The sequence below is a fragment of the Mycobacterium sp. IS-1496 genome (assembly GCF_001499995.1).
Taxonomy (GTDB): domain Bacteria; phylum Actinomycetota; class Actinomycetes; order Mycobacteriales; family Mycobacteriaceae; genus Mycobacterium.
The window spans coordinates 135,107-154,047 of record NZ_LQIU01000012.1 but is presented as its reverse complement, the minus strand read 5'-3'; the positions used below and the strand labels follow the sequence as shown (position 1 = coordinate 154,047).

The 18,941-nt window shown below is 69.5% G+C and carries 18 protein-coding genes, 1 tRNA gene and 1 other RNA gene; 11 read left to right on the top strand and 9 right to left on the bottom strand.

Annotation, left to right across the window (positions count from 1 at the left end; genetic code table 11):
• Positions 1–122: 122 nt before the first annotated feature.
• Positions 123–1,928, top strand: coding sequence for a 2-isopropylmalate synthase (gene leuA / locus AU195_RS08225; RefSeq protein ID WP_059158563.1), 1,806 nt, complete (start codon positions 123–125; stop codon positions 1,926–1,928).
• A 61-nt stretch (positions 1,929–1,989) separates the two neighbouring features.
• On the top strand, positions 1,990–2,481 hold the full coding sequence (locus tag AU195_RS08220; RefSeq protein ID WP_157531066.1) for an NADPH-dependent FMN reductase: 492 nt from the start codon (positions 1,990–1,992) through the stop codon (positions 2,479–2,481).
• On the opposite strand, the gene AU195_RS08215 is transcribed toward AU195_RS08220, so the two are convergent.
• Positions 2,463–3,455, bottom strand: a complete 993-nt coding sequence (locus AU195_RS08215) for a DEDDh family exonuclease (protein ID WP_059158561.1) — start codon at positions 3,453–3,455, stop codon at positions 2,463–2,465. The genes AU195_RS08220 and AU195_RS08215 overlap by 19 nt on opposite strands.
• 106 nt (positions 3,456–3,561) lie before the next feature.
• Between AU195_RS08215 and AU195_RS08210 the strand changes: the two genes are divergently transcribed.
• Both AU195_RS08210 and AU195_RS08205 read left to right on the top strand, forming a co-directional pair.
• A complete protein-coding gene (locus AU195_RS08210; RefSeq protein ID WP_059158560.1) occupies positions 3,562–4,785 on the top strand; it encodes a Mur ligase family protein in 1,224 nt (407 codons plus the stop codon).
• Entirely contained in the window at positions 4,782–5,498 is a 717-nt protein-coding gene (locus AU195_RS08205; protein WP_059158559.1) for a type 1 glutamine amidotransferase, read from the top strand. The genes AU195_RS08210 and AU195_RS08205 overlap by 4 nt, the downstream gene beginning before the upstream one ends.
• Here the strand turns inward: AU195_RS08205 and AU195_RS08200 are convergent.
• The 3 genes from AU195_RS08200 to AU195_RS08190 form a co-directional block, all read right to left on the bottom strand.
• On the bottom strand, positions 5,495–6,406 hold the full coding sequence (locus tag AU195_RS08200) for a type IV toxin-antitoxin system AbiEi family antitoxin (RefSeq protein WP_059158558.1): 912 nt from the start codon (positions 6,404–6,406) through the stop codon (positions 5,495–5,497). The two genes, AU195_RS08205 and AU195_RS08200, sit on opposite strands and share 4 nt — an antisense overlap.
• Positions 6,407–6,509: 103 nt before the next feature.
• The gene (recR, locus tag AU195_RS08195) at positions 6,510–7,121 is read right to left on the bottom strand and encodes a recombination mediator RecR (RefSeq protein WP_059158557.1); all 612 of its coding nucleotides are present in this window, start codon (positions 7,119–7,121) and stop codon (positions 6,510–6,512) included.
• A gap of 10 nt (positions 7,122–7,131) precedes the next feature.
• Complete coding sequence (locus AU195_RS08190; RefSeq protein ID WP_011562280.1) at positions 7,132–7,464, bottom strand: YbaB/EbfC family nucleoid-associated protein; 333 nt, start codon at positions 7,462–7,464, stop codon at positions 7,132–7,134.
• Positions 7,465–7,575: 111 nt separating this feature from the next.
• On the opposite strand from AU195_RS08190, the gene AU195_RS08185 reads away from it, so the two are divergent.
• Positions 7,576–8,316, top strand: coding sequence for an Rv3717 family N-acetylmuramoyl-L-alanine amidase (locus AU195_RS08185; protein WP_059158777.1), 741 nt, complete (start codon positions 7,576–7,578; stop codon positions 8,314–8,316).
• Between the two features lie 7 nt (positions 8,317–8,323).
• Here the strand turns inward: AU195_RS08185 and AU195_RS08180 are convergent, their stop codons facing one another.
• On the bottom strand, positions 8,324–8,767 hold the full coding sequence (locus tag AU195_RS08180; RefSeq protein WP_059158556.1) for an SRPBCC family protein: 444 nt from the start codon (positions 8,765–8,767) through the stop codon (positions 8,324–8,326).
• 63 nt (positions 8,768–8,830) lie between these two features.
• Between AU195_RS08180 and AU195_RS08175 the strand changes: the two genes are divergently transcribed.
• Positions 8,831–10,210, top strand: a complete 1,380-nt coding sequence (locus tag AU195_RS08175) for an FAD-binding oxidoreductase (protein ID WP_059158555.1) — start codon at positions 8,831–8,833, stop codon at positions 10,208–10,210.
• A gap of 28 nt (positions 10,211–10,238) precedes the next feature.
• Positions 10,239–11,534, top strand: coding sequence for a class I SAM-dependent methyltransferase (locus AU195_RS08170; RefSeq protein WP_059158554.1), 1,296 nt, complete (start codon positions 10,239–10,241; stop codon positions 11,532–11,534).
• Between the two features lie 46 nt (positions 11,535–11,580).
• On the opposite strand, the gene AU195_RS08165 is transcribed toward AU195_RS08170, so the two are convergent.
• From AU195_RS08165 to ffs, 3 genes are all read right to left on the bottom strand, one after another.
• Positions 11,581–13,467, bottom strand: coding sequence for a DNA polymerase III subunits gamma/tau (locus tag AU195_RS08165; protein WP_059158553.1), 1,887 nt, complete (start codon positions 13,465–13,467; stop codon positions 11,581–11,583).
• 34 nt (positions 13,468–13,501) lie between these two features.
• Positions 13,502–14,776, bottom strand: a complete 1,275-nt coding sequence (locus AU195_RS08160; protein WP_059158552.1) for an aspartate aminotransferase type Ic — start codon at positions 14,774–14,776, stop codon at positions 13,502–13,504.
• Between the two features lie 35 nt (positions 14,777–14,811).
• An RNA gene (ffs, locus tag AU195_RS25090) (signal recognition particle sRNA small type) lies at positions 14,812–14,908 on the bottom strand.
• A gap of 68 nt (positions 14,909–14,976) precedes the next feature.
• Here ffs and AU195_RS08155 point away from each other — a divergent pair.
• The 3 genes from AU195_RS08155 to AU195_RS08145 all read left to right on the top strand — a co-directional run bounded on the left by AU195_RS08155 (position 14,977) and on the right by AU195_RS08145 (position 17,060).
• Positions 14,977–15,062 (top strand) — tRNA-Ser (locus tag AU195_RS08155).
• A gap of 73 nt (positions 15,063–15,135) precedes the next feature.
• Complete coding sequence (gene lucA, locus AU195_RS08150; RefSeq protein WP_059158551.1) at positions 15,136–15,945, top strand: lipid uptake coordinator LucA; 810 nt, start codon at positions 15,136–15,138, stop codon at positions 15,943–15,945.
• Positions 15,946–16,034: 89 nt separating this feature from the next.
• On the top strand, positions 16,035–17,060 hold the full coding sequence (locus AU195_RS08145; protein ID WP_059158550.1) for a S1C family serine protease: 1,026 nt from the start codon (positions 16,035–16,037) through the stop codon (positions 17,058–17,060).
• Between the two features lie 3 nt (positions 17,061–17,063).
• Here the strand turns inward: AU195_RS08145 and AU195_RS08140 are convergent, their stop codons facing one another.
• Positions 17,064–17,717, bottom strand: coding sequence for a TetR/AcrR family transcriptional regulator C-terminal domain-containing protein (locus tag AU195_RS08140; RefSeq protein WP_059158549.1), 654 nt, complete (start codon positions 17,715–17,717; stop codon positions 17,064–17,066).
• Between the two features lie 88 nt (positions 17,718–17,805).
• On the opposite strand from AU195_RS08140, the gene AU195_RS08135 reads away from it, so the two are divergent.
• Entirely contained in the window at positions 17,806–18,873 is a 1,068-nt protein-coding gene (locus AU195_RS08135) for an NAD(P)H-dependent amine dehydrogenase family protein (RefSeq protein ID WP_059158548.1), read from the top strand.
• Positions 18,874–18,941: the final 68 nt, after the last annotated feature.

The following is an 18,941-nucleotide window of genomic DNA, read 5'->3' as shown; positions in this document are numbered from 1 at the left end:
CAACGTGCAGCGGGTGCTTCTTCTCGGCCGCCGCGGCGGGGTCTGACCAGACCGGCTTCCCGTCGCGGGTTTTCGCGATGCGCCGGTCGAGTCCCTCGTCCAAACTCCCGGAGCAATCGATCATGAACACCCCTGAATCCCCAGACGCCTTCTCGTCCGTCCGCGCCATCACCACCCCGTCCGGCCCGCCGCATCCCGGCCAACCGGCCTGGAACACCCAGCGCGCCTCCTCGATGCCGGTCAGCCGCTACCGCAGCTTCGCCGACGAAGTCGAGAACATCACGCTGCCCGACCGCACGTGGCCCGACAAGGTCGTCGAGACCGCGCCGATGTGGTGCGCGGTCGACCTGCGCGACGGCAACCAGGCGCTGATCGACCCGATGAGCCCGCAGCGCAAGCGCCGCATGTTCGACCTGCTGGTGCGCATGGGCTACAAGGAGATCGAGGTCGGCTTCCCGTCGGCCAGCCAGACCGATTTCGACTTCGTCCGCGAGATCATCGGGCAGGGCGCGATCCCCGACGACGTCACCATCCAGGTGCTGACCCAGTGCCGGCCCGAACTGATCACCCGCACCTTCGAGGCCTGTCAGGGCGCGCCGCGGGCGATCGTGCACTTCTACAACTCGACGTCGATCCTGCAGCGGCGCGTCGTGTTCCGCGCCGACCGGGAGGCCGTCAAGCAGATCGCCGTCGACGGCGCCCGCCTGTGCGTCGAGGAGGCCGCCAAGTATCCGGACACGCAGTGGCGATTCGAGTACTCCCCGGAGTCCTACACCGGCACCGAACTGGAATACGCCGTCGACGTCTGCAACGCGGTCGCCGACGTCGTGCAGCCCACCCCCGAGGTGCCGCTGATCGTCAACCTGCCCGCCACCGTCGAGATGGCGACGCCCAACGTCTACGCCGACTCGATCGAGTGGATGAACCGGCACCTGAGCCCGCGCGAGTCCATCATCCTGAGCCTGCACCCGCACAACGACCGCGGAACCGCCGTCGCCGCAGCCGAATTGGGCTACCAGGCGGGGGCCGACCGCATCGAGGGCTGCCTGTTCGGCAACGGTGAGCGCACCGGCAACGTCTGTCTGGTGACGCTGGGCCTGAACCTGTTCAGCCGCGGCGTCGACCCGCAGATCGACTTCTCGAACATCGACGAGATCCGCCGCACCGTCGAGTACTGCAACCAGCTGCCGGTGCACGAACGACACCCCTACGGCGGCGACCTGGTCTACACGGCGTTCTCCGGGAGCCACCAGGACGCGATCAACAAGGGCCTGGACCAGATGAAGGTCGACGCCGACGAAGCCGACATGGACGTCGACGACATCCTGTGGCAGGTGCCCTATCTGCCGATCGACCCCAAGGACGTCGGCCGCACCTACGAGGCCGTCATCCGGGTGAACTCCCAGTCCGGCAAGGGCGGCGTCGCCTACATCATGAAGGCCGACCACGGGCTGGTGCTGCCGCGCCGCCTGCAGATCGAGTTCAGCCAGGCGATCCAGAAGATCACCGACGGTGAGGGCGGCGAGGTGTCGCCCAAGGAGATGTGGGACGTCTTCGCCGACGAGTACCTGTCCCCAGTGCGGCCGCTCGAGCGGATGCGGCAGCGCGTGGACGCCGCGGAGGTCGACGGCGGCACCGACACGATCACCGCCGTGGTCAAGGTGGACGGCGTCGAACGCGAGATCGTCGGCGCGGGCAACGGTCCGCTGGCGGCGTTCGTCGACGCCCTCGGCGCCATCGGATTCGACATCAGCGTGCTGGACTACTCCGAGCATGCGCTGTCCGCCGGCGAAGAGGCGCAGGCCGCGGCCTACGTCGAGGCCTCCGTTGGCGGCAGGACGGTATGGGGTGTGGGTATCGCGACGTCGATCACGACGGCCTCACTGCGCGCGGTGGTGTCGGCGGTCAACCGCGCCGCCCGCAGCTGACATTCGCTCGCACCGATCGCAACGATCATCGGGCCGCGCCCTCCCGTGAGAAGGTGCGTGGGTGACTGTCGTCGTCGTGGGCAATCCGAAACCGAAGTCGCGGACGAGGGCCGCCGCCGAACTGGTCGCCGAGCGGCTGACCGGCTCGCCCGCCGAGCACGTCATCGATGTCGTCGACCTCGGCGCCGGGCTGCTCGGGTGGGGTGACCCGAAGGTGGCCGAGGCGAAGGACATCGTGAAGTCCGCCGACTCACTGGTGGTCGCCTCGCCGACCTTCAAGGCCACCTACACCGGGCTGCTCAAGCTGTTCCTCGACCAGTTCGGCCACGGTGAACTCGGTCAGGTCCCGACGTTCCCGCTCATGCTCGGCGGATCACCGGCCCATGCGCTCGCGCCGGAACTGACACTGCGCCCGGTGCTGGTGGAGATCGGTGCGAGTTGTCCGGCACCGAGCCTGTACCTACTCGACTCGGAGTACGAGACGTCGCCGGACCTGGACACGTGGCTGGAGGTCGCGCGCCGGTTCGTCCCGGGTCAGAACAGCGCGAACTGATCGCCCACTGTGGTGGCGTCGAAGAACTCCTCGATGCCGGTGCCCCCGATCACGTGGTCGAGCGCGCGCAGGAAGTGGGTGTCGGAGAGCACGGGGACGCCGAACTCCTGCGCCTGGTAGCCCTTGCCATGTTCGACGTCGGGCTGGTTGCAGACGACCAGTGAGGTTTCTGGATCCACCGCGTCGGTGTAGGCCAGCCCGGCCGCGACGATCCGTTCGATCAACTCCTCGTGGGTACGGGCGACCTCCGCCGCGACCGCAACGCGCATCCCCTTCACCAGCGGACGCCCCGCGATGTAGCGGCCCGGGTTGAGGTAGGCGCAGGGCAGCCGTGCGGCCACCATCTTCAGCGGGTGCAGCTCGTCGTGGGTCACCCGGCCGTTGGGCCACCGCCGCCGGCTCACCGGACGCGTCGGCAGCCAGGCCCGGCGCTCGCGGGCGCGGGCCAGCGTCGGCTTGAGGATCTGTGCGAGGACCTGCGCGTCGTCGAGTGCGTCATGCGGTTTGAGCTGCGGGACGCCCCAGTGAGCGGCGAGCGTCTCCAACCGCAGGTTCTCGGTCCCGAGATCGAGGCGGCGGGCGAGTTCGACCGTGCACATCACCGAGTCGATCGGCAGTTCGGCGCGGACGAGTTCGGCCTCGGCGGTCAGGAACGAGTAGTCGAACCCGACGTTGTGCGCGACGAGCGTGCGGCCGCGCAGCAGTTCGGCCAGGTCGGCGACGACGTCGCCGAAGCGGGGCGCACCCTCGAGCATCTCGGCGGTCAGCCCGTGCACGTGCGTCGGCCCCGGGTCGACACCCGGGTTCAACAGCGTGGCCAGGCTCTGCTCGACGTTGCCGTCGTCACCCACCGCGAGCGCGGCGAGGCTGACGATGCGCGCCTGCCCGGGCCGGAAACCCGACGTCTCGACATCGACGACGGCCCAGCCTGTACCGGTGTCGACCGCCGGTCTTCCCCAACCGTGGCTCACCACCTCAGCGTGGCACGGCCCTCCGACAATCTCGGATCGCAGCGGTGCGTGTCGGGCACCTAAACTGCCGGGGATGGTCACCGGAGGACAGGCACGCAGGGACCGGAGAATGGTCACCGCTCGAGGAAGGGCCGCGCTCGCGGCCGGTGCGGGGGCACGATGGGCGTCGCGCGTCACCGGTCGCGGCGCGGGCGCGATGATCGGCGGGCTCGTCGCGATGACGCTGGACCGCTCGATCCTCGGCCAGCTCGGCGCGGGCCGGCGCACCGTCGTCATCACCGGAACCAACGGCAAGTCCACCACCACGCGGATGACCGCAGCGGCGCTGGGCACCCTGGGCGCCGTGGCGACCAACGCCGAAGGCGCCAACATGGACGCCGGCCTGGTCGCCGCCCTCGCGGCCGACCGCGGGGCGACGCTGGCGGCGCTCGAGGTCGACGAGATGCACGTCCCGCACGTGATGGATGCGGTGGAGGCCGCCGTCGTCGTTCTGCTGAATCTGTCCCGCGACCAACTCGACCGTGTCGGTGAGATCAACCACATCGAACGCACGCTTCGCGCGGGTCTGGCCCGGCATCCGTCAGCGGTCGTGGTCGCCAACTGCGACGACGTGCTGATGACGTCGGCGGCCTACGACAGCCCGAACGTGGTGTGGGTCGCCGCGGGCGGCGGGTGGGCCAACGACTCGGTGAGCTGCCCCCGCTCCGGCGAGGTCATCGTCCGCGACGGTCAGCACTGGTATTCGACGGGCACGGATTTCAAGCGGCCGTCGCCGCAGTGGTGGTACGACGACACCCACCTGCACGGCCCGGGCGGGCTGTCGCTGCCGATGACGCTGGCGCTGCCCGGTGCGGTGAACCGCGGCAACGCCGCGCAGGCCGTCGCCGCGGCGGTCACCCTCGGCGTCGACCCGGCGGCCGCGGTGACGGCCGTGTCCGGGGTCGACGAGGTGGCCGGCCGGTACCGCACCGTACGCCTCGGCGAGCACACCGCGCGGGTGCTGCTGGCGAAGAACCCGGCCGGCTGGCAGGAGGCGCTGTCGATGGTCGACAAACACGGCGCCGGGGTGGTGATCGCGGTCAACGGGCAGGTTCCCGACGGAGAGGATCTGTCGTGGCTGTGGGACGTGCGGTTCGAGCATTTCGAGGACACGCAGGTGGTGGCCGCCGGGGAACGCGGCACCGATCTGGCGGTGCGGCTGGGATACGCGGGTGTCGAGCACACGCTGGTGCACGACACCCTCGCTGCGATCAAGTCGTGCCCGCCCGGCCATGTCGAGGTGATCGCGAACTACACGGCGTTCCTTCAACTGAATCGGCGGCTGGGGCGATGAGCGAATCCACGGTGCGGATCGGGCTGGTGCTGCCCGATGTGATGGGCACCTACGGCGACGGCGGCAACTCCGTGGTGCTGCGGCAGCGGCTGCGGCTGCGCGGCATCGACGCCGAGGTCGTCGAGATCACGCTGGCCGATCCGGTGCCCGCCGAACTCGACCTCTACACCCTCGGCGGCGCCGAGGACTACGCGCAGCGGCTGGCGACCAGACACCTGCAGCGCCATCCGGGACTGCAGCAGGCGGCCGCGCGCGGGGCGCCGGTGCTGGCGATCTGCGCGGCGATCCAGGTGCTCGGCCACTGGTACGAGACGTCGTCGGGCGAACGGGTCGACGGCGTCGGGATGCTCGACGTCACGACCACACCTCAACCGGCCCGCACGATCGGCGAGGTGGTGTCCCAGCCGTTGGTCGCCGGACTGCACGACAAGCTGACCGGATTCGAAAATCACCGGGGCGGAACGGTTTTAGGGCCGCAGGCCGCGCCGTTGGCCCGGGTCGAGAAGGGTGCGGGCAACCGGGACGGTGACGGGTTCGACGGCGCGGTGCAGGGCAGCGTGATCGCGACGTACCTGCACGGCCCCTGCCTGGCCCGCAACCCGGAACTGGCCGACCATCTGTTGCGCCAGGTCGTCGGCGACCTGCCGCCGCTGGACCTCGACGAGGTGGCGCGGCTGCGGCGGGAGCGGCTGGCGGCCCCGCGCCGCGCCTAGGCCGCCGCCGCTTGTCGCCCAAACGAACGTACGGGCGCCAAAGGCCGAGACGATACGGGCATTTCGTCGATCTCGGCGCGCCGCAGGTAGGCCTCGCGCACGCGAGCCAGCACCGACGCCGGACGGTCCTCGTTGATCACCCGGATGACCTCCCAGCCACACCGCTGGATTTTCTCGAGCCGCCGGATGTCGTTGACGTACACCGTCCGGCTCGTCCGGTGCTGGTCGCCGTCGTACTCGACCGCCAACTTCAGATCCCGCCAGCCCATGTCGGCGTACGCGAACGGCTCCCCGGTTCCGTCGACCACCGGGATCTGCGTCTCGGGAATCGGGAAGCCGTCGTCGATCAACAGCAGCCGCAGCCAGCTCTCCTTGAGCGATTCCGCGCCCGGGTCGATCAGGGGCAGCAGTTGCCGTAGCTGGCGGACTCCCCGCACCGGCCCGTAGCGGTCCATCAACGCCGTCACATCTTGGATGTCGAACGGCGCCGCGCGCATCAGCGCGTCGAGTCGGCCCATGGCGGCGGCGCGCTTGAGATAACGGCCTAGGTCGAACGCGGTGCGGGCGGGTGTCGCCACGCGGATGCCGTCGAGCGTGGTCACCTCGTCGTCGGCGACGCGGTCCATCCGCACCAGCAGCCCCGCCTGCTTGCGTCGTTCGCGGACGAGGATCTCGATCGGTTCTGAGTCGTCGACCCACTCGGCGCCGTGCCAGGCGGACGCGGCGACCCCGGTCACGACGCCCGCGCGGCCCGACGTCAGCCATGCTGCGACGGTCCTGTCGTGCAGCGTCGGTGTGGCGTTCTTCGGGATGTACACACCCCGAAATATCGGGCGATACCAACGCCGCAGCTCGCTACGGGGCAGGCCGTCGCCGAGGGCTTCTACGCCCAGGAATACCTCAGTCATGGCCGCATGGTGGTCGACGGGTCCGACACGACGCCGAGATCGACGAAATGGCGGGATTTACTCGCACAAATGCGCCCGTTTGTTCGTTTCGGCGAACGGAGACCTACGCCATCGCGCGGCGGCCCGCCAACGCCCGCCCCAGCGTCAGCTCGTCGGCGAATTCGAGGTCGCCGCCCATCGGCAACCCCGACGCGATCCGCGTGACGGTCAGCCCGGGGATGTCGCGCAGCATCCGCACCAGATAGGTGGCGGTCGCCTCGCCCTCGGTGTTCGGGTCGGTGGCGATGATGACCTCGGCCACGTCGACGCCGTCGACCCGCTCCCCGATCCGGTTCAGCAGCTCACGGATGCGCAGCTGATCCGGCCCCACCCCGCTCAACGGGTCGAGCGCCCCGCCGAGCACGTGGTAGCGGCCGCGGAACTCACGCGTGCGCTCGACGGCCTGCACGTCCTTGGGTTCCTCGACCACGCACACCAGCGACGCGTCGCGCCGCGGATCGCTGCAGATGCGGCAGCGGTCGGCGTCGGAGACGTTGCCGCACACCTCGCAGAACTGCACCCCGTCGCGGATCCGGTTGAGCACGGCGGTCAGCCGGTCGATGTCGGGCGGCTCCACGCTCAACAGGTGAAACGCGATGCGCTGCGCGCTCTTCGGTCCGATGCCCGGCAGCTTGCCGAGCTCGTCGATCAGATCCTGTACGGGGCCCTCAAACATGCAAGGACAACTACAGTCCCGGGATGCCCAGGCCGCCCATCCCGCCTGCGAGCGGCCCGAGCCGGTCGTGCGCGAGGATGGTGACCTGCTTGGCGGCATCGGCGATCGCACCGACGACGAGATCCTGCAGGGTCTCGACGTCGTCGGGGTCCACGACCTTGGGGTCGATGGCCACCGAGGTCACCTCGCCGCTGCCCTTCATCGTCACCTGCACCAGACCGCCGCCGGCCTGACCGTGCACCTCGGAATTGGCGAGGGACTCCTGCGCCTCCATCAGCTGCTGCTGCATCTGCTGAGCCTGCGCGAGCAGTGCGGACATATCGGGCTGGCCACCGGGTTGCATGCCTGGTCCCCTTGCGTGTTGATGTCGCGTTGGTCTCGACTTGGTTTCTCTCGCCCATATCCGGGGCTTCGGGCTTTAAGCGTAGTCGGCACGCGGGCTACGGTGGCGCCCGTGCCTGCCAGCCTGCGTGTCGGAGCCGCGATCGCCACCAGCCTGCTCATCGCCGCCTCGACGTTCGCCGCCCCCGCCTCCGCCGCACCCGCCGGCATCGCCGGGAAGATCGTCTTCCTCGACCCCGGCCACAACGGCGCCAACGACGCCTCGATCAGCAGGCAGGTGCCCACCGGCCGCGGCGGGACGAAGGACTGTCAGGCCAGCGGGACGTCGACCGAGGACGGCTACCCGGAGCACACCTTCGCGTGGGACACCACGCTGCGCATCCGGGCCGCGCTGACCGCGCTCGGGGTCCGCACCGCGATGTCGCGCGGCAACGACAACGCGCTCGGCCCGTGCGTCGACGAGCGGGCCGCCCTGGCCAACTCGGTTCGGCCCAACGCGATCGTGTCCGTCCACGCCGACGGCGGACCGCCGACCGGGCGCGGATTTCATGTGCTGTATTCGTCGCCCCCGCTCAACGACGCGCAGGCCGGCCCCGCCGTGCAGTTCGCGCGCATCATGCGCGATCAACTGTCCGGGTCCGGGTTCGTCCCGTCGACCTACATCGGTTCGGGAGGGCTCAACCCGCGCAGCGACATCGCCGGGCTCAACCTCGCGCAGTACCCGTCGATCCTGGTGGAACTGGGCAACATGAAGAACCCGGCCGACTCGGCGGTGATGAAGACCGCCGAGGGCAGACAGCGTTACGCCGACGCGGTCGTGCGCGGGATCGCCGGCTTCCTTGCGACGTCCTGACGGCGCGTCAGGCGCCCTTCTCGACCTCACGCTTGAGGTTCTCGAGAACCTGCGCCTGGATCTTCTTGAGCCCCAGCGGCGCGAACGTCTTCTCGAAGAAGCCCTTGACGCCGCCTGCACCGGTCCACGACGTCTTGACCGTCACCGAGGAGCCCGGTCCCGCGGGCGCGACGGTGTAGTTGGTGACGAGCGTGGAGTTGGCGTCCTTCTCGATGACGGTGTGACCGGCCACGTCGACGGTGGCCTTGACGTCGCGCACGCGGGACTTGGTCGCCTGCAGTTTCCAGGTGGCGACGGTCCCCGCGCCCTGCCCGCCCTCGAGCACGCGGTAGTCGCGGTAGTGCTCGGAGAGGATCTTGGGCCGGACGGTCTGGTAGTCGGCGACGGCTGCCAGGACCGCGGCCGGTTCGGCGTTGATCATGACGGTGCTCGACGCGCTGACCTGTCCCATGATGTGACACTCCTTCGTCGCGGTGCGGTCGCATCGGCTGCGGCCGCGGACTAGCGTATATCCGTGTCTGTTGTCCCGACCGACGCACGGGCTGCTCACGCCGCAGGCGTGGAGCGGCTACTCGCCAGCTACCGGGCGATTCCGCCGACGGCCGCTGTGCGCCTGGCCAAACCCACCTCCAACCTGTTCCGCGCCCGTGCCAAGAGCACCGTCAAGGGCCTCGACGTGTCCGGTCTGACCGGGGTCATCGCCGTCGACCCCGACGCCCGTACCGCCGATGTCGAAGGCATGTGCACCTACGAGGACCTGGTCGCCGCGACGCTTCCGTACGGTCTGGCGCCGCTGGTGGTGCCTCAACTCAAGACCATCACCCTCGGCGGGGCCGTGACGGGGCTGGGGATCGAGTCCACCTCGTTCCGCAACGGCCTGCCGCACGAATCGGTGCTGGAGATGGACATCCTCACCGGCGCGGGGGAGGTGCTCACCGCGAGCCGGGACCACCATCCCGATCTCTTTCACGCGTTCCCCAACTCCTATGGCACGCTCGGGTACTCGGTGCGGCTGAAGATCGAACTCGAACCGGTCCCACCGTTCGTGGCGCTGCGGCATCTGCGGTTCCACTCGCTCACCGACCTGGTCGCGGCGATGGACCGCATCGTCGAAACCGGCGGCCTCGACGGCGAATCCGTCGACTACCTCGACGGCGTGGTGTTCAGCGCCGACGAGAGCTACCTGTGCGTCGGTGTGAAGACGGCGACGCCCGGCCCGGTCAGCGACTACACCGGCCGGCAGATCTACTACCGGTCGATCCAGCACCCCGACGGTGAGAAGCACGACCGGCTGACCATTCACGACTACCTGTGGCGCTGGGACACCGACTGGTTCTGGTGCTCACGGGCATTCGGCGCGCAGAACCCCAGGATCCGCCGGTTCTGGCCACACCGCTACCGGCGCAGCAGTTTCTACTGGAAGCTGATCGGCTACGACCAGCGGTTCGACATCGCCGACCGCATCGAGATCCGCAACGGCCGCCCGCCCCGCGAACGTGTCGTCCAGGACATCGAGGTGCCGATCGGACGCACCGCCGAGTTCCTGTCGTGGTTCCTGCAGAACGTGCCGATCGAACCGATCTGGCTGTGCCCGTTGCGTTTACGGGACGACACCAGTTGGCCGCTGTACCCGATCCGACCGCGGCACACCTACGTCAACGTGGGCTTCTGGTCCTCGGTGCCGGTCGGCCCCGAGGAGGGGCACACCAACAGGCTCATCGAGCGCAAGGTCAGCGAACTCGACGGACACAAATCGCTGTACTCGGATGCGTACTACCCCCGAGAGGAGTTCGACGAACTCTACGGCGGTGAGGCGTACAAGACGGTCAAGAAGGCATACGACCCCGACTCACGTCTGCTGGATCTGTATGCCAAAGCGGTGCAGAGACGATGAGTGATGGCGCGAGCATGTGGAGGCAGCTATGACGAAACGCGTACCCGAGCACAAGTTGACCCTCTCGGAGATCCTCGAGATCTTCGTCGCGGGGCAGCAGCCGCTGAAGTTCAGCGCCTACGACGGCAGCACCGCGGGACCTTCGGACGCCCGGTTCGGCCTCCACCTCAGGACGCCGCGCGGCACCACGTATCTGGCCACCGCGCCGGGTGATCTGGGGTTGGCCCGCGCGTACGTCTCCGGCGACCTCGAACTCACCGGCGTCCACCCCGGGGACCCGTACGAGTTGCTGCGCGCGCTGACCGAGAAGATGAAATTCACGCTGCCGCCGCCGAAGGTGCTGCGCGACATCGTGCGCTCCATCGGGCTGGAGCACTTCAAGCCGATCGCCCCGCCGCCGCAGGAGACCCTGCCCCGGTGGCGCCGGATTGCGGAAGGGTTCCGGCACAGCCGAACCCGCGACGCCGAGGTGATCCACCACCACTACGACGTGTCGAACGCGTTCTACGAGTGGGTGCTCGGGCCGTCGATGACCTACACGTGCGCGTGCTACCCGCAGCCGGATGCCACGCTGGAGGAGGCGCAGGAGAACAAGTACCGGCTGGTGTTCGAGAAGTTGCGCCTGCAGCCCGGTGACCGACTGCTCGACGTCGGGTGCGGGTGGGGCGGCATGGTGCGGCACGCGGCCCGCCACGGTGTGAACGCCGTCGGCGTCACGCTGTCGAAGGAACAGGCGCTGTGGGGTCAGAAGGCCATCGCCGACCAGGGCCTGACCGACCTGGCGGAGATCCGGCACGGCGACTACCGCGACGTGCGCGAGATCGGGTTCGACGCGGTGTCCTCGATCGGGCTGACCGAACACATCGGCGTCCACAACTATCCGTCGTACTTCCGCTTCCTGCAGTCGAAGCTGCGCCGCGGCGGATTGCTGCTCAACCACTGCATCACCCGGCCGGACAATCTGACCGCGCCGACCGCCGGCGGTTTCATCGACCGCTACGTGTTCCCCGACGGCGAGCTCACCGGCTCCGGCCGCATCATCACCGACGCGCAGAACGTGGGACTCGAAGTGGTCCACGAGGAGAACCTGCGCCACCACTACGCGCTGACCCTGCGCGACTGGTGCCGCAACCTCGTGGAGCACTGGGACGAGGCGGTCGAGGAGGTGGGGCTGGGCACCGCGAAGGTGTGGGGGCTCTACATGGCGGGTTCGCGGCTCGGCTTCGAGACCAACATCGTTCAGCTGCACCAGGTTCTGGCGGTCAAACTGGACGAGCGCGGCGACGACGGCGGGCTGCCGCTACGGCCGTGGTGGTCGGCCTAGGTTCGACGCCCTCACGGCACACTCCAGCGATACAGCGTGGCCGAACCTAACTGCCGTCGATGCGGCGGGCGCCGAGTTCGTTCTGCAGCAGTTCGAGCGCGGCTTCCTCCGGGTCACGACGGGGCCCCGCCTCCTCGTGGACCGCTTCGGCCAGCATGCTCTCCTCGTCGTCCTCGGGGGGCGCCGCGACGGCGACGGGAGCCGGACGTGCCGGTTGGGCGGCCGCGGGCGCCGGCCCGCCGCCCGCGTCACAGCGGATCGCCCAGTCGACACCCAGCGCATCCTTGAGCGCCTCGCGGATGACGTCGGAGTTGCGTTGCTCGACAAGGCGTTTCGCCAGCGGAGCCGACTCGTGGCTCAGCACCAGCGTATCGCCCTCCACCGCACGCACGATCGCACCGGCCAGCATCACATCGATCGTGCGACTGCGCTGACGGACCTTCTCGCGCACCGTCGTCCACATGCTGCGCACCGCCGCCGCATTGGGCGCACCGGCGGCCGGGGGCGGTGTGGTCGCGGGCGCCTCGACCACCGGATCGGCGGGCGGCCGCACCGGGGGCGGGGACGGGGGCGCCGGCGGTGGCGTGGGCGCCGGACGTGACACAGGCGCGGGCGGGGCGGGCGGCGCGGGCGTAGGCGCGGGAGCCGGGCGCGCCTCGACGGGTTCAGCGGCAGGAGGAGCGGGAGCCGGCGCCTCGGGCGCCTGACTCCTGCGGGTGAAGGTCTTGGCCGGCTCGACGGGGCGGGCGGCGGCCGGCATCTCGGACGCGGGGATCGACATGTCCAGGCGGGTCTCGATGCGCTCCACCCGTTGCAGCAGTGCCGATTCGGTGTCACTGGCCGACGGGAGCAGCAGCCGGGCGCACACCACCTCGAGCAGCAGCCGCGGAGCCGTCGCACCGCGCATCTCCCCCAGCCCGGCGTGCACCACCTCGGCATACCGGGTCAGCGTCGCGGCACCCAGCCGGGCGGCCTGCTCACGCATCCGGTCCAGCACGTCACCGGGGGCGTCCACCACTCCGCGGGCCGCGGCGTCGGGCACCGCCTGCAGGACGATGAGGTCGCGGAAGCGTTCGAGCAGGTCGATGGCGAAGCGTCGCGGATCGTGTCCGGCGTCGATGACGGACTCGACGGCACCGAACAGTGCGGCCGCGTCACCTGCGACCAACGCGTCCACCGCGTCGTCGATCAGCGCGACGTCGGTGGCCCCCAGCAGCGCCAGCGCCCGCCCGTATTCGACCCGGTTGCCCGCCGCGCCGGCCAGCAGCTGGTCGAGCACCGAGAGCGTGTCGCGCGGTGAACCACCGCCGGCGCGGATCACCAGCGGATACACGGCGTCGTCGACGGTGACGCCCTCGTCGGCGCAGATCCGTTCCAGCAGAGTGCGCATGGTTTTGGGCGCCAACAGGCGGAACGGGTAGTGGTGGGTGCGCGAACGGATCGTCGGCAGCACCTTCTCCGGTTCGGTGGTGGCGAACACGAAGATCAGGTGCTCCGGCGGCTCCTCGACGATCTTGAGCAGCGCGTTGAAACCGGCCGTGGTGACCATGTGCGCTTCGTCGACGATGAAGATGCGGTACCGGGACTGCGCGGGGGCGTAGAACGCCCGGTCGCGCAGTTCGCGGGTGTCGTCGACACCGCCGTGGCTGGCGGCGTCGAGTTCGGTGACGTCCATGTTGCCCGGCCCGTTGGGGGCCAGCGCCACGCACGAGTCACACGTTCCGCACGGTGTGGGAGTCGGGCCCTGCTCGCAGTTGAGCGAACGGGCCAGGATGCGCGCCGACGACGTCTTCCCGCAGCCACGGGGGCCGGAGAACAGGTAGGCGTGGTTGATCCGGCCCGCCGACAGCGCGGTCGACAGCGGTTCGGTGACATGCTCCTGCCCGACCACCTCCGCGAAGGTCGCCGGTCGGTACTTGCGGTAGAGCGCCACGGTCAGCAGGCTACCGACGGACTACGACGGACGGTCAACCGAGCAGTGACTCGGTGGCGGCGAGCAGCGCGCATGTCGCCAGGCCGTCGATGGCCGACCGCAGATCGTCCTCCGAAGGGAACGACGGGGCGATCCGGATGTTCTTGTCCTCGGGGTCTTTTCGGTACGGGAACGCCGATCCGGCCTCGGTCACCGCGATGCCCGCATCCTTGGCCAGGGCGACCGTGCGCCTGGCGGTGCCCGGCCACACGTCGAGGCTGACGAAGTAGCCGCCCTTCGGGTCCGTCCACGAGGCGATCTTCGACTCGCCCAGCCGGTCCTCGAGGACCTCGCCGACGAGCGCGAACTTCGGCGCCAGCAGTTCGCGGTGGCGCTGCATGAGCAGTCGCACGCCGTCGGCGTCGCCGAGGAACTTCAGGTGCCGCAACTGGTTGACCTTGTCCGGGCCGATCGTCTTCTTACCCGCGTGCTGCAGGTACCAGGCGATGTTGCCGAGCGAACCGCCCAGGAAGCTGACCCCGGCGCCGGCGAAGGTGATCTTGCTGGTCGAGGCGAACACCAGCGGCCGGTTCTGGTTCCCCGCCGCGGCCGCCAGGCCGAGCACGTCGACCTGCCGCATGAAGTCCGGGGTCAGGGTGTGCACCGCATAGGCGTTGTCCCAGAACAGCCGGAAATCCGATGCCGCCGTGCGCATCTGGACCAGTCGGCGGACGACCTCCCAGGAGTAGGTGACCCCGGTGGGGTTGCCGAACACCGGAACGCACCACATGCCCTTGATGGCCGGGTCGGCCGCGACGAGTTCCTCGATGAGGTCGACGTCGGGGCCGTCTTCGAGCATCGGCACGGCGATCATCTCGATGCCGAGGTTCTCGGTGAGCGCGAAATGCCGGTCGTAGCCGGGCGCCGGGCACAGGAACTTGACGACCGGCTCGGCGATCCACGGCCGCGGGGAGTCGACACCGCCGTGCAGCAGCGAGAAGACCACGGTGTCGTGCATCAGCTCGAGGCTGGCGTTGTTCCCGGTGATCAGGTTCGGCACCGGGATACCGAGCAGCTCGCCGAAGATCGCACGCAGTTCCGGCAGTCCGTGCAGACCGCCGTAGTTGCGGACGTCGGTGCCGTCCCCGTCGCGGTAGGTGCCGCGGCCCGGCAGTTCGAGCAGCGCGTTGGACAGGTCGAGCTGGGCGGGCGACGGCTTGCCGCGGGTCAGATCCAGGCGCAGACCCTTGCCTTGGAGTTCGGCGTAGTCGCGCTGCTGCCGCTCGTGCTCGGCAGTCAGGTCGTCGCGGCTGAGGGAGTGGAACGACACCGCGAGCCTTTCGCCTGGGGTACCCGTAGCGGGAAACAAAGGGGACCCCGCGCACCCGCCAGAGCCCGTTGACCCTTGCTGCCTTCCGGCCCTGGGGGAGTTCACAGGATGGACGCCGCGCGGGGTCCGACCTGAGTGTAATACCCGCGTCGGGCGCATCCTCGACGGGCGCACCCGGGCCGTCGGCTACCATGGCCCGCGGAGGATTCGCCTAGTGGCCTATGGCGCTCGCCTGGAACGCGGGTTGGGTTAACAGCCCTCGCGGGTTCAAATCCCGCATCCTCCGCACTCGGTCCGGGGTGCGATCAGCGATCCGAGGTCCTGTTCGCACCGCCGGCCCACCAATCTCGAGGAGGAGTATGCGGCGCTCGGTCGCGGTCATCTGGCACGCATCGTTCTCCGTCATCGCTGCTGTCCTCTATTTCTTCTTCGTCCTGCCCCGATGGTTCGAGCTCATGGGTACGACGTCGCACACGCTGGGCACGGTGCTGCGGATCGTCACGGCGGCCCTGATCGGCCTGGCTGCGCTGCCCGTGGTGTTCACGCTGCTGCGCACCCGCCGCCCCGAATTCGGCACCCCGCGGTTGGCGTTGCGCCTGCGCACCGCGTCGATCGCGCTGCATGTGCTGGCCGGTGCCCTGATCCTGGGCGCCGCGATCAGTGAGATCTGGCTGGACCTCGATTCCGCGGGACCCTGGCTGTTCGGGATCTACGGCGCGGCCGCCGCGATCGCGCTGCTCGGCATCTTCGCGTTCTATCTGGCGTTCGTCGCCGAGATGCCGCCGCCCCCGCCGAAACCGCTCAAGCCCACATCGCAGACCCGTCGAGGCCGCCGCAAGGCCGCGCAGGGGACCACTGCCGAGGACGCCGACGTCGCCGAGGACACGGACGTCGCCGCGGACTCCGAGGCGACCGACGAGACCGAGACCGTCGACACGACGGACGACGACGCCACCGAGGAAGCCGAGCGCTCGGAATCCGACGAACCGGTCGTCGAGGCCAGAGAGGCCGATGAGGCCGACGGGACAGCCGAGGCTGGCGTGACCGAAGAGGCCGGCGACGACGCTGCCCCCTCCAGCGGTGGGTTGCGCAACCGGCGGCCGTCCGGCAAGGGCGATTCTGCGCGCCGCCGCCGCCGTCTGCGCGGCGGAATCGCCGTCGAAGACTGAGGTCAGCGCCCGTTCGTCGACACGTCGCGGTCTGATCACCAAGAATGTGAGCAGAACCCGAGTTACAAAACCTCGTCGAAGGGCAATTCATGGGCATGCTTCGTTCCCGTTGGGTGTCCGTGCTCTCGGTCGTGTTGGCCGCGCTGCTCACCTTGATCGGCCCGTTCGCCCCGGCCACCTCGAGCGCCGCACCCGCCGACCCGGTCGCGGCGGCGGCTTCGGTCGAGCCCGCGGTGGCGCGGATCGACACCGAGATCGACTATCAGAGCGCCATCGGCACCGGGACCGGCATCGTGCTCGATCCGGGCGGCCAGGTGCTGACGAACTTCCACGTCGTCCAGGGCGCCGACCGGGTCAACGTCACCGTCGCAGGCCGGTCGTACCCGGCCGACCTCGTCGGATACGACCGGGGCCGCGACATCGCGGTGATCCAACTGCTCGGTGCGGGCGGTCTGCCGGTCGCGCCCATCGGTGACTCCGCGGCGCTCGCCGCCGGTGAGCCCGTGGTGGCGCTCGGCAACGCGCAGGGCTCCGCCGCGCCGTTGACCCGCGAGGTCGGCAGTGTCACCGCCTTCGGGCGCACGGTTCAGGCCGAGGACTCCCTGACCGGCAGCTCCGACGAACTCACCGGTTTGATCGAGTTCGCCGCGCCCGTGCGCGCCGGCGACTCGGGCGGGCCGGTCGTCAACAGCGCAGGCCAGGTCGTCGGCATCACCACCGCGGCGTCGGTGAACTTCCGGATGGGCCCCGGGGGTAAGGGCTTCGCGATTCCGATCAACGAGGCGATCGGCGTCGCCAACCAGATCCGGTCGCGGATTCCCTCGGACACCGTCCACATCGGACCGCCCGCGCTGCTCGGCGTCGGTGTCCGGACCGCACCGAGCGACGTGCCCGGCGTGCTGATCCAGGAAGTGCTGCGCGGTGGTCCCGCCGAAGCGGCCGGCCTGGTGGACCGCGACGTGCTGATCGCGATCAACGGCGTGCGCCTCCCGTCGGCCACCGCGCTGACCTACACGCTGGACCGGTTCTACCCGGGTGACGTCGTGGACGTGACGTGGATCGACCAGTTCGGCCAGGAGCGTACGGCGAAGGCGACGCTCGCTCCCGGGCCCTGAGCCTCACCGCCGCAACAGTCTCTCCAGCCCGGCGATCGCGAGGTCGAGTTCGAACTCGAACTGGCCGTCGTCCGGCCCGGAGGCCGCCTCGAGCACCCGGCGCAGCGCCGGGTAGTCGGCTTCGGGGACGCCTGCGAGCGCCGCCCGGGTCTCGGCCTGGTGCACGTCCCGCATCGACGTGCTCAGGGCGTTCTGCGCGGCGGACTGCGCGATGTTCGCCACCGCGGTGACGCCGCGGCGCGCGTCGTCGACACCGAACCCGGCGGCCAGCAGCGCGGCGAGGACCCGTTCGGCGAGCGCGAGCACTGCGACCGCACCCACCCCTCGGAAAGGCGTGTGGTCGACCGCGACGCCCACCTGGACCATGCCGTCTCGGTAGGCGTGGGCGTAGGCGCGCAGCACCACACGCCAGTCCCCGTCGTCGGGCAGGTGCACACGGTTCAGTTCGTGTTCGAACCGGTCGAGGACGACGAGCGTCAGCAGACCCTGCCGGTTGCCCACGTAGTAGTGCAGGGCCTTGCGGCTGACACCGAGTTGGTCGGCCACGGCCTGCATGGTGAGTTCGGGTCCGGTCGCCCGGCGCGCAGCGGCGACGATCTGCTCCCGACTGATGCGGGCGGGCCTGCCCCGGGCGCGGCGCGGTTCCGGCGCGCTCACGTCAGCTCCACAAGGGCAGCCTACGCAGCGGGATATGAATTTTCGCCGAACGGGAAAAAAGCCACGGACACCGTCCTAACCTGAGCGAGTGCCCAACACTTCGTATCGGGTCGTCCAGTGGACGACCGGCAATGTCGGAAAGAGCTCCGTGGCGGCGATCGCCGCCAACCCGAACCTCGAACTGGTCGGCTGTTACGCCTGGTCGCCGGACAAGGCGGGCCGCGACGTCGGCGAACTGGCGGGCATCGACCCGCTCGGGGTCACCGCGACCGGCGATGTCGACGCCCTGCTCGCGCTGAAACCCGATGTCGTGGTGTACAACCCGATGTGGATCGACGTCGACGAACTGGTGCGCATCCTCGAAGCCGGGGTGAACGTGGTGGCGAGCGCGTCGTTCATCACCGGCCGCAACCTCGGCGCGGACCGTGACCGACTGGTCGAGGCGTGCCGGCGCGGAGGTGCCACGCTGTTCGGCTCCGGGGTCAGCCCGGGGTTCGCCGAACTACTCGCGATCGTGGCGGCGACGGCCTGCGACCGCGTCGACAAGATCACCATCGCCGAGTCCGCCGACACCACGCTCTACGACTCGCCCGACACCGAACGTCCGACGGGCTTCGGCACCGCTATCGACGATCCGAACCTCGAACCGATGGCCGCGAACGGCACCGCGGTGTTCGCCGAGGCGGTGCAGCTGGTCGCCGATTCCCTCGGCGTCGAGCTCGACGAGATCAGATGCGTGCCCGAATACGCCCAGACCACAGAGGATCTGGTGATGGCCTCGTGGACCATCCCGGCCGGTCACGTCGCGGGGGTCTACGCCAGCTGGCAGGGCATCGTCGGCGGCAGGACCGTCATCGACATCAACGTGCGGTGGAAGAAGGGCACGACGCTCGAACCCGACTGGCAGCTCGACGGCGACGGCTGGAAGATCACGATCGAGGGCCGACCCACGGTCAACATGCAGGTCGGTTTCCTGCCGCCGCAGGACATGATCGAGAACGCCAAGACGATCGAGGACTTCTTCGTGCTCGGCCACATCATGACGGCGATGCCACCGATCCACGCGATCCCGGCGGTGGTGGCCGCCGAACCGGGCATCGCGACCTACACCGATCTGCCGCTGCCGCAAGCGCGCGGTGTGGTGCCCGCTCGGTGAGCATTCGACGCCCAGGTGAAGCAGCTCGGCATTCTACGCGGCGACCCTGATTCGAGGATTAACGTTTG

Coding starts and splice junctions, on each gene's coding strand:
- AU195_RS08145 (WP_059158550.1), top strand. CDS start 16,035: ATGGGCATGCTTCGTTCCCGTTGGGTGTCCGTGCTCTCGGTCGTGTTG.
- AU195_RS08180 (WP_059158556.1), bottom strand. CDS start 8,767: ATGGGACAGGTCAGCGCGTCGAGCACCGTCATGATCAACGCCGAACCG.
- lucA (WP_059158551.1), top strand. CDS start 15,136: ATGCGGCGCTCGGTCGCGGTCATCTGGCACGCATCGTTCTCCGTCATC.
- AU195_RS08205 (WP_059158559.1), top strand. CDS start 4,782: ATGAGCGAATCCACGGTGCGGATCGGGCTGGTGCTGCCCGATGTGATG.
- AU195_RS08190 (WP_011562280.1), bottom strand. CDS start 7,464: ATGCAACCCGGTGGCCAGCCCGATATGTCCGCACTGCTCGCGCAGGCT.
- recR (WP_059158557.1), bottom strand. CDS start 7,121: ATGTTTGAGGGCCCCGTACAGGATCTGATCGACGAGCTCGGCAAGCTG.
- AU195_RS08200 (WP_059158558.1), bottom strand. CDS start 6,406: ATGACTGAGGTATTCCTGGGCGTAGAAGCCCTCGGCGACGGCCTGCCC.
- AU195_RS08210 (WP_059158560.1), top strand. CDS start 3,562: ATGGTCACCGCTCGAGGAAGGGCCGCGCTCGCGGCCGGTGCGGGGGCA.
- leuA (WP_059158563.1), top strand. CDS start 123: ATGAACACCCCTGAATCCCCAGACGCCTTCTCGTCCGTCCGCGCCATC.
- AU195_RS08170 (WP_059158554.1), top strand. CDS start 10,239: ATGACGAAACGCGTACCCGAGCACAAGTTGACCCTCTCGGAGATCCTC.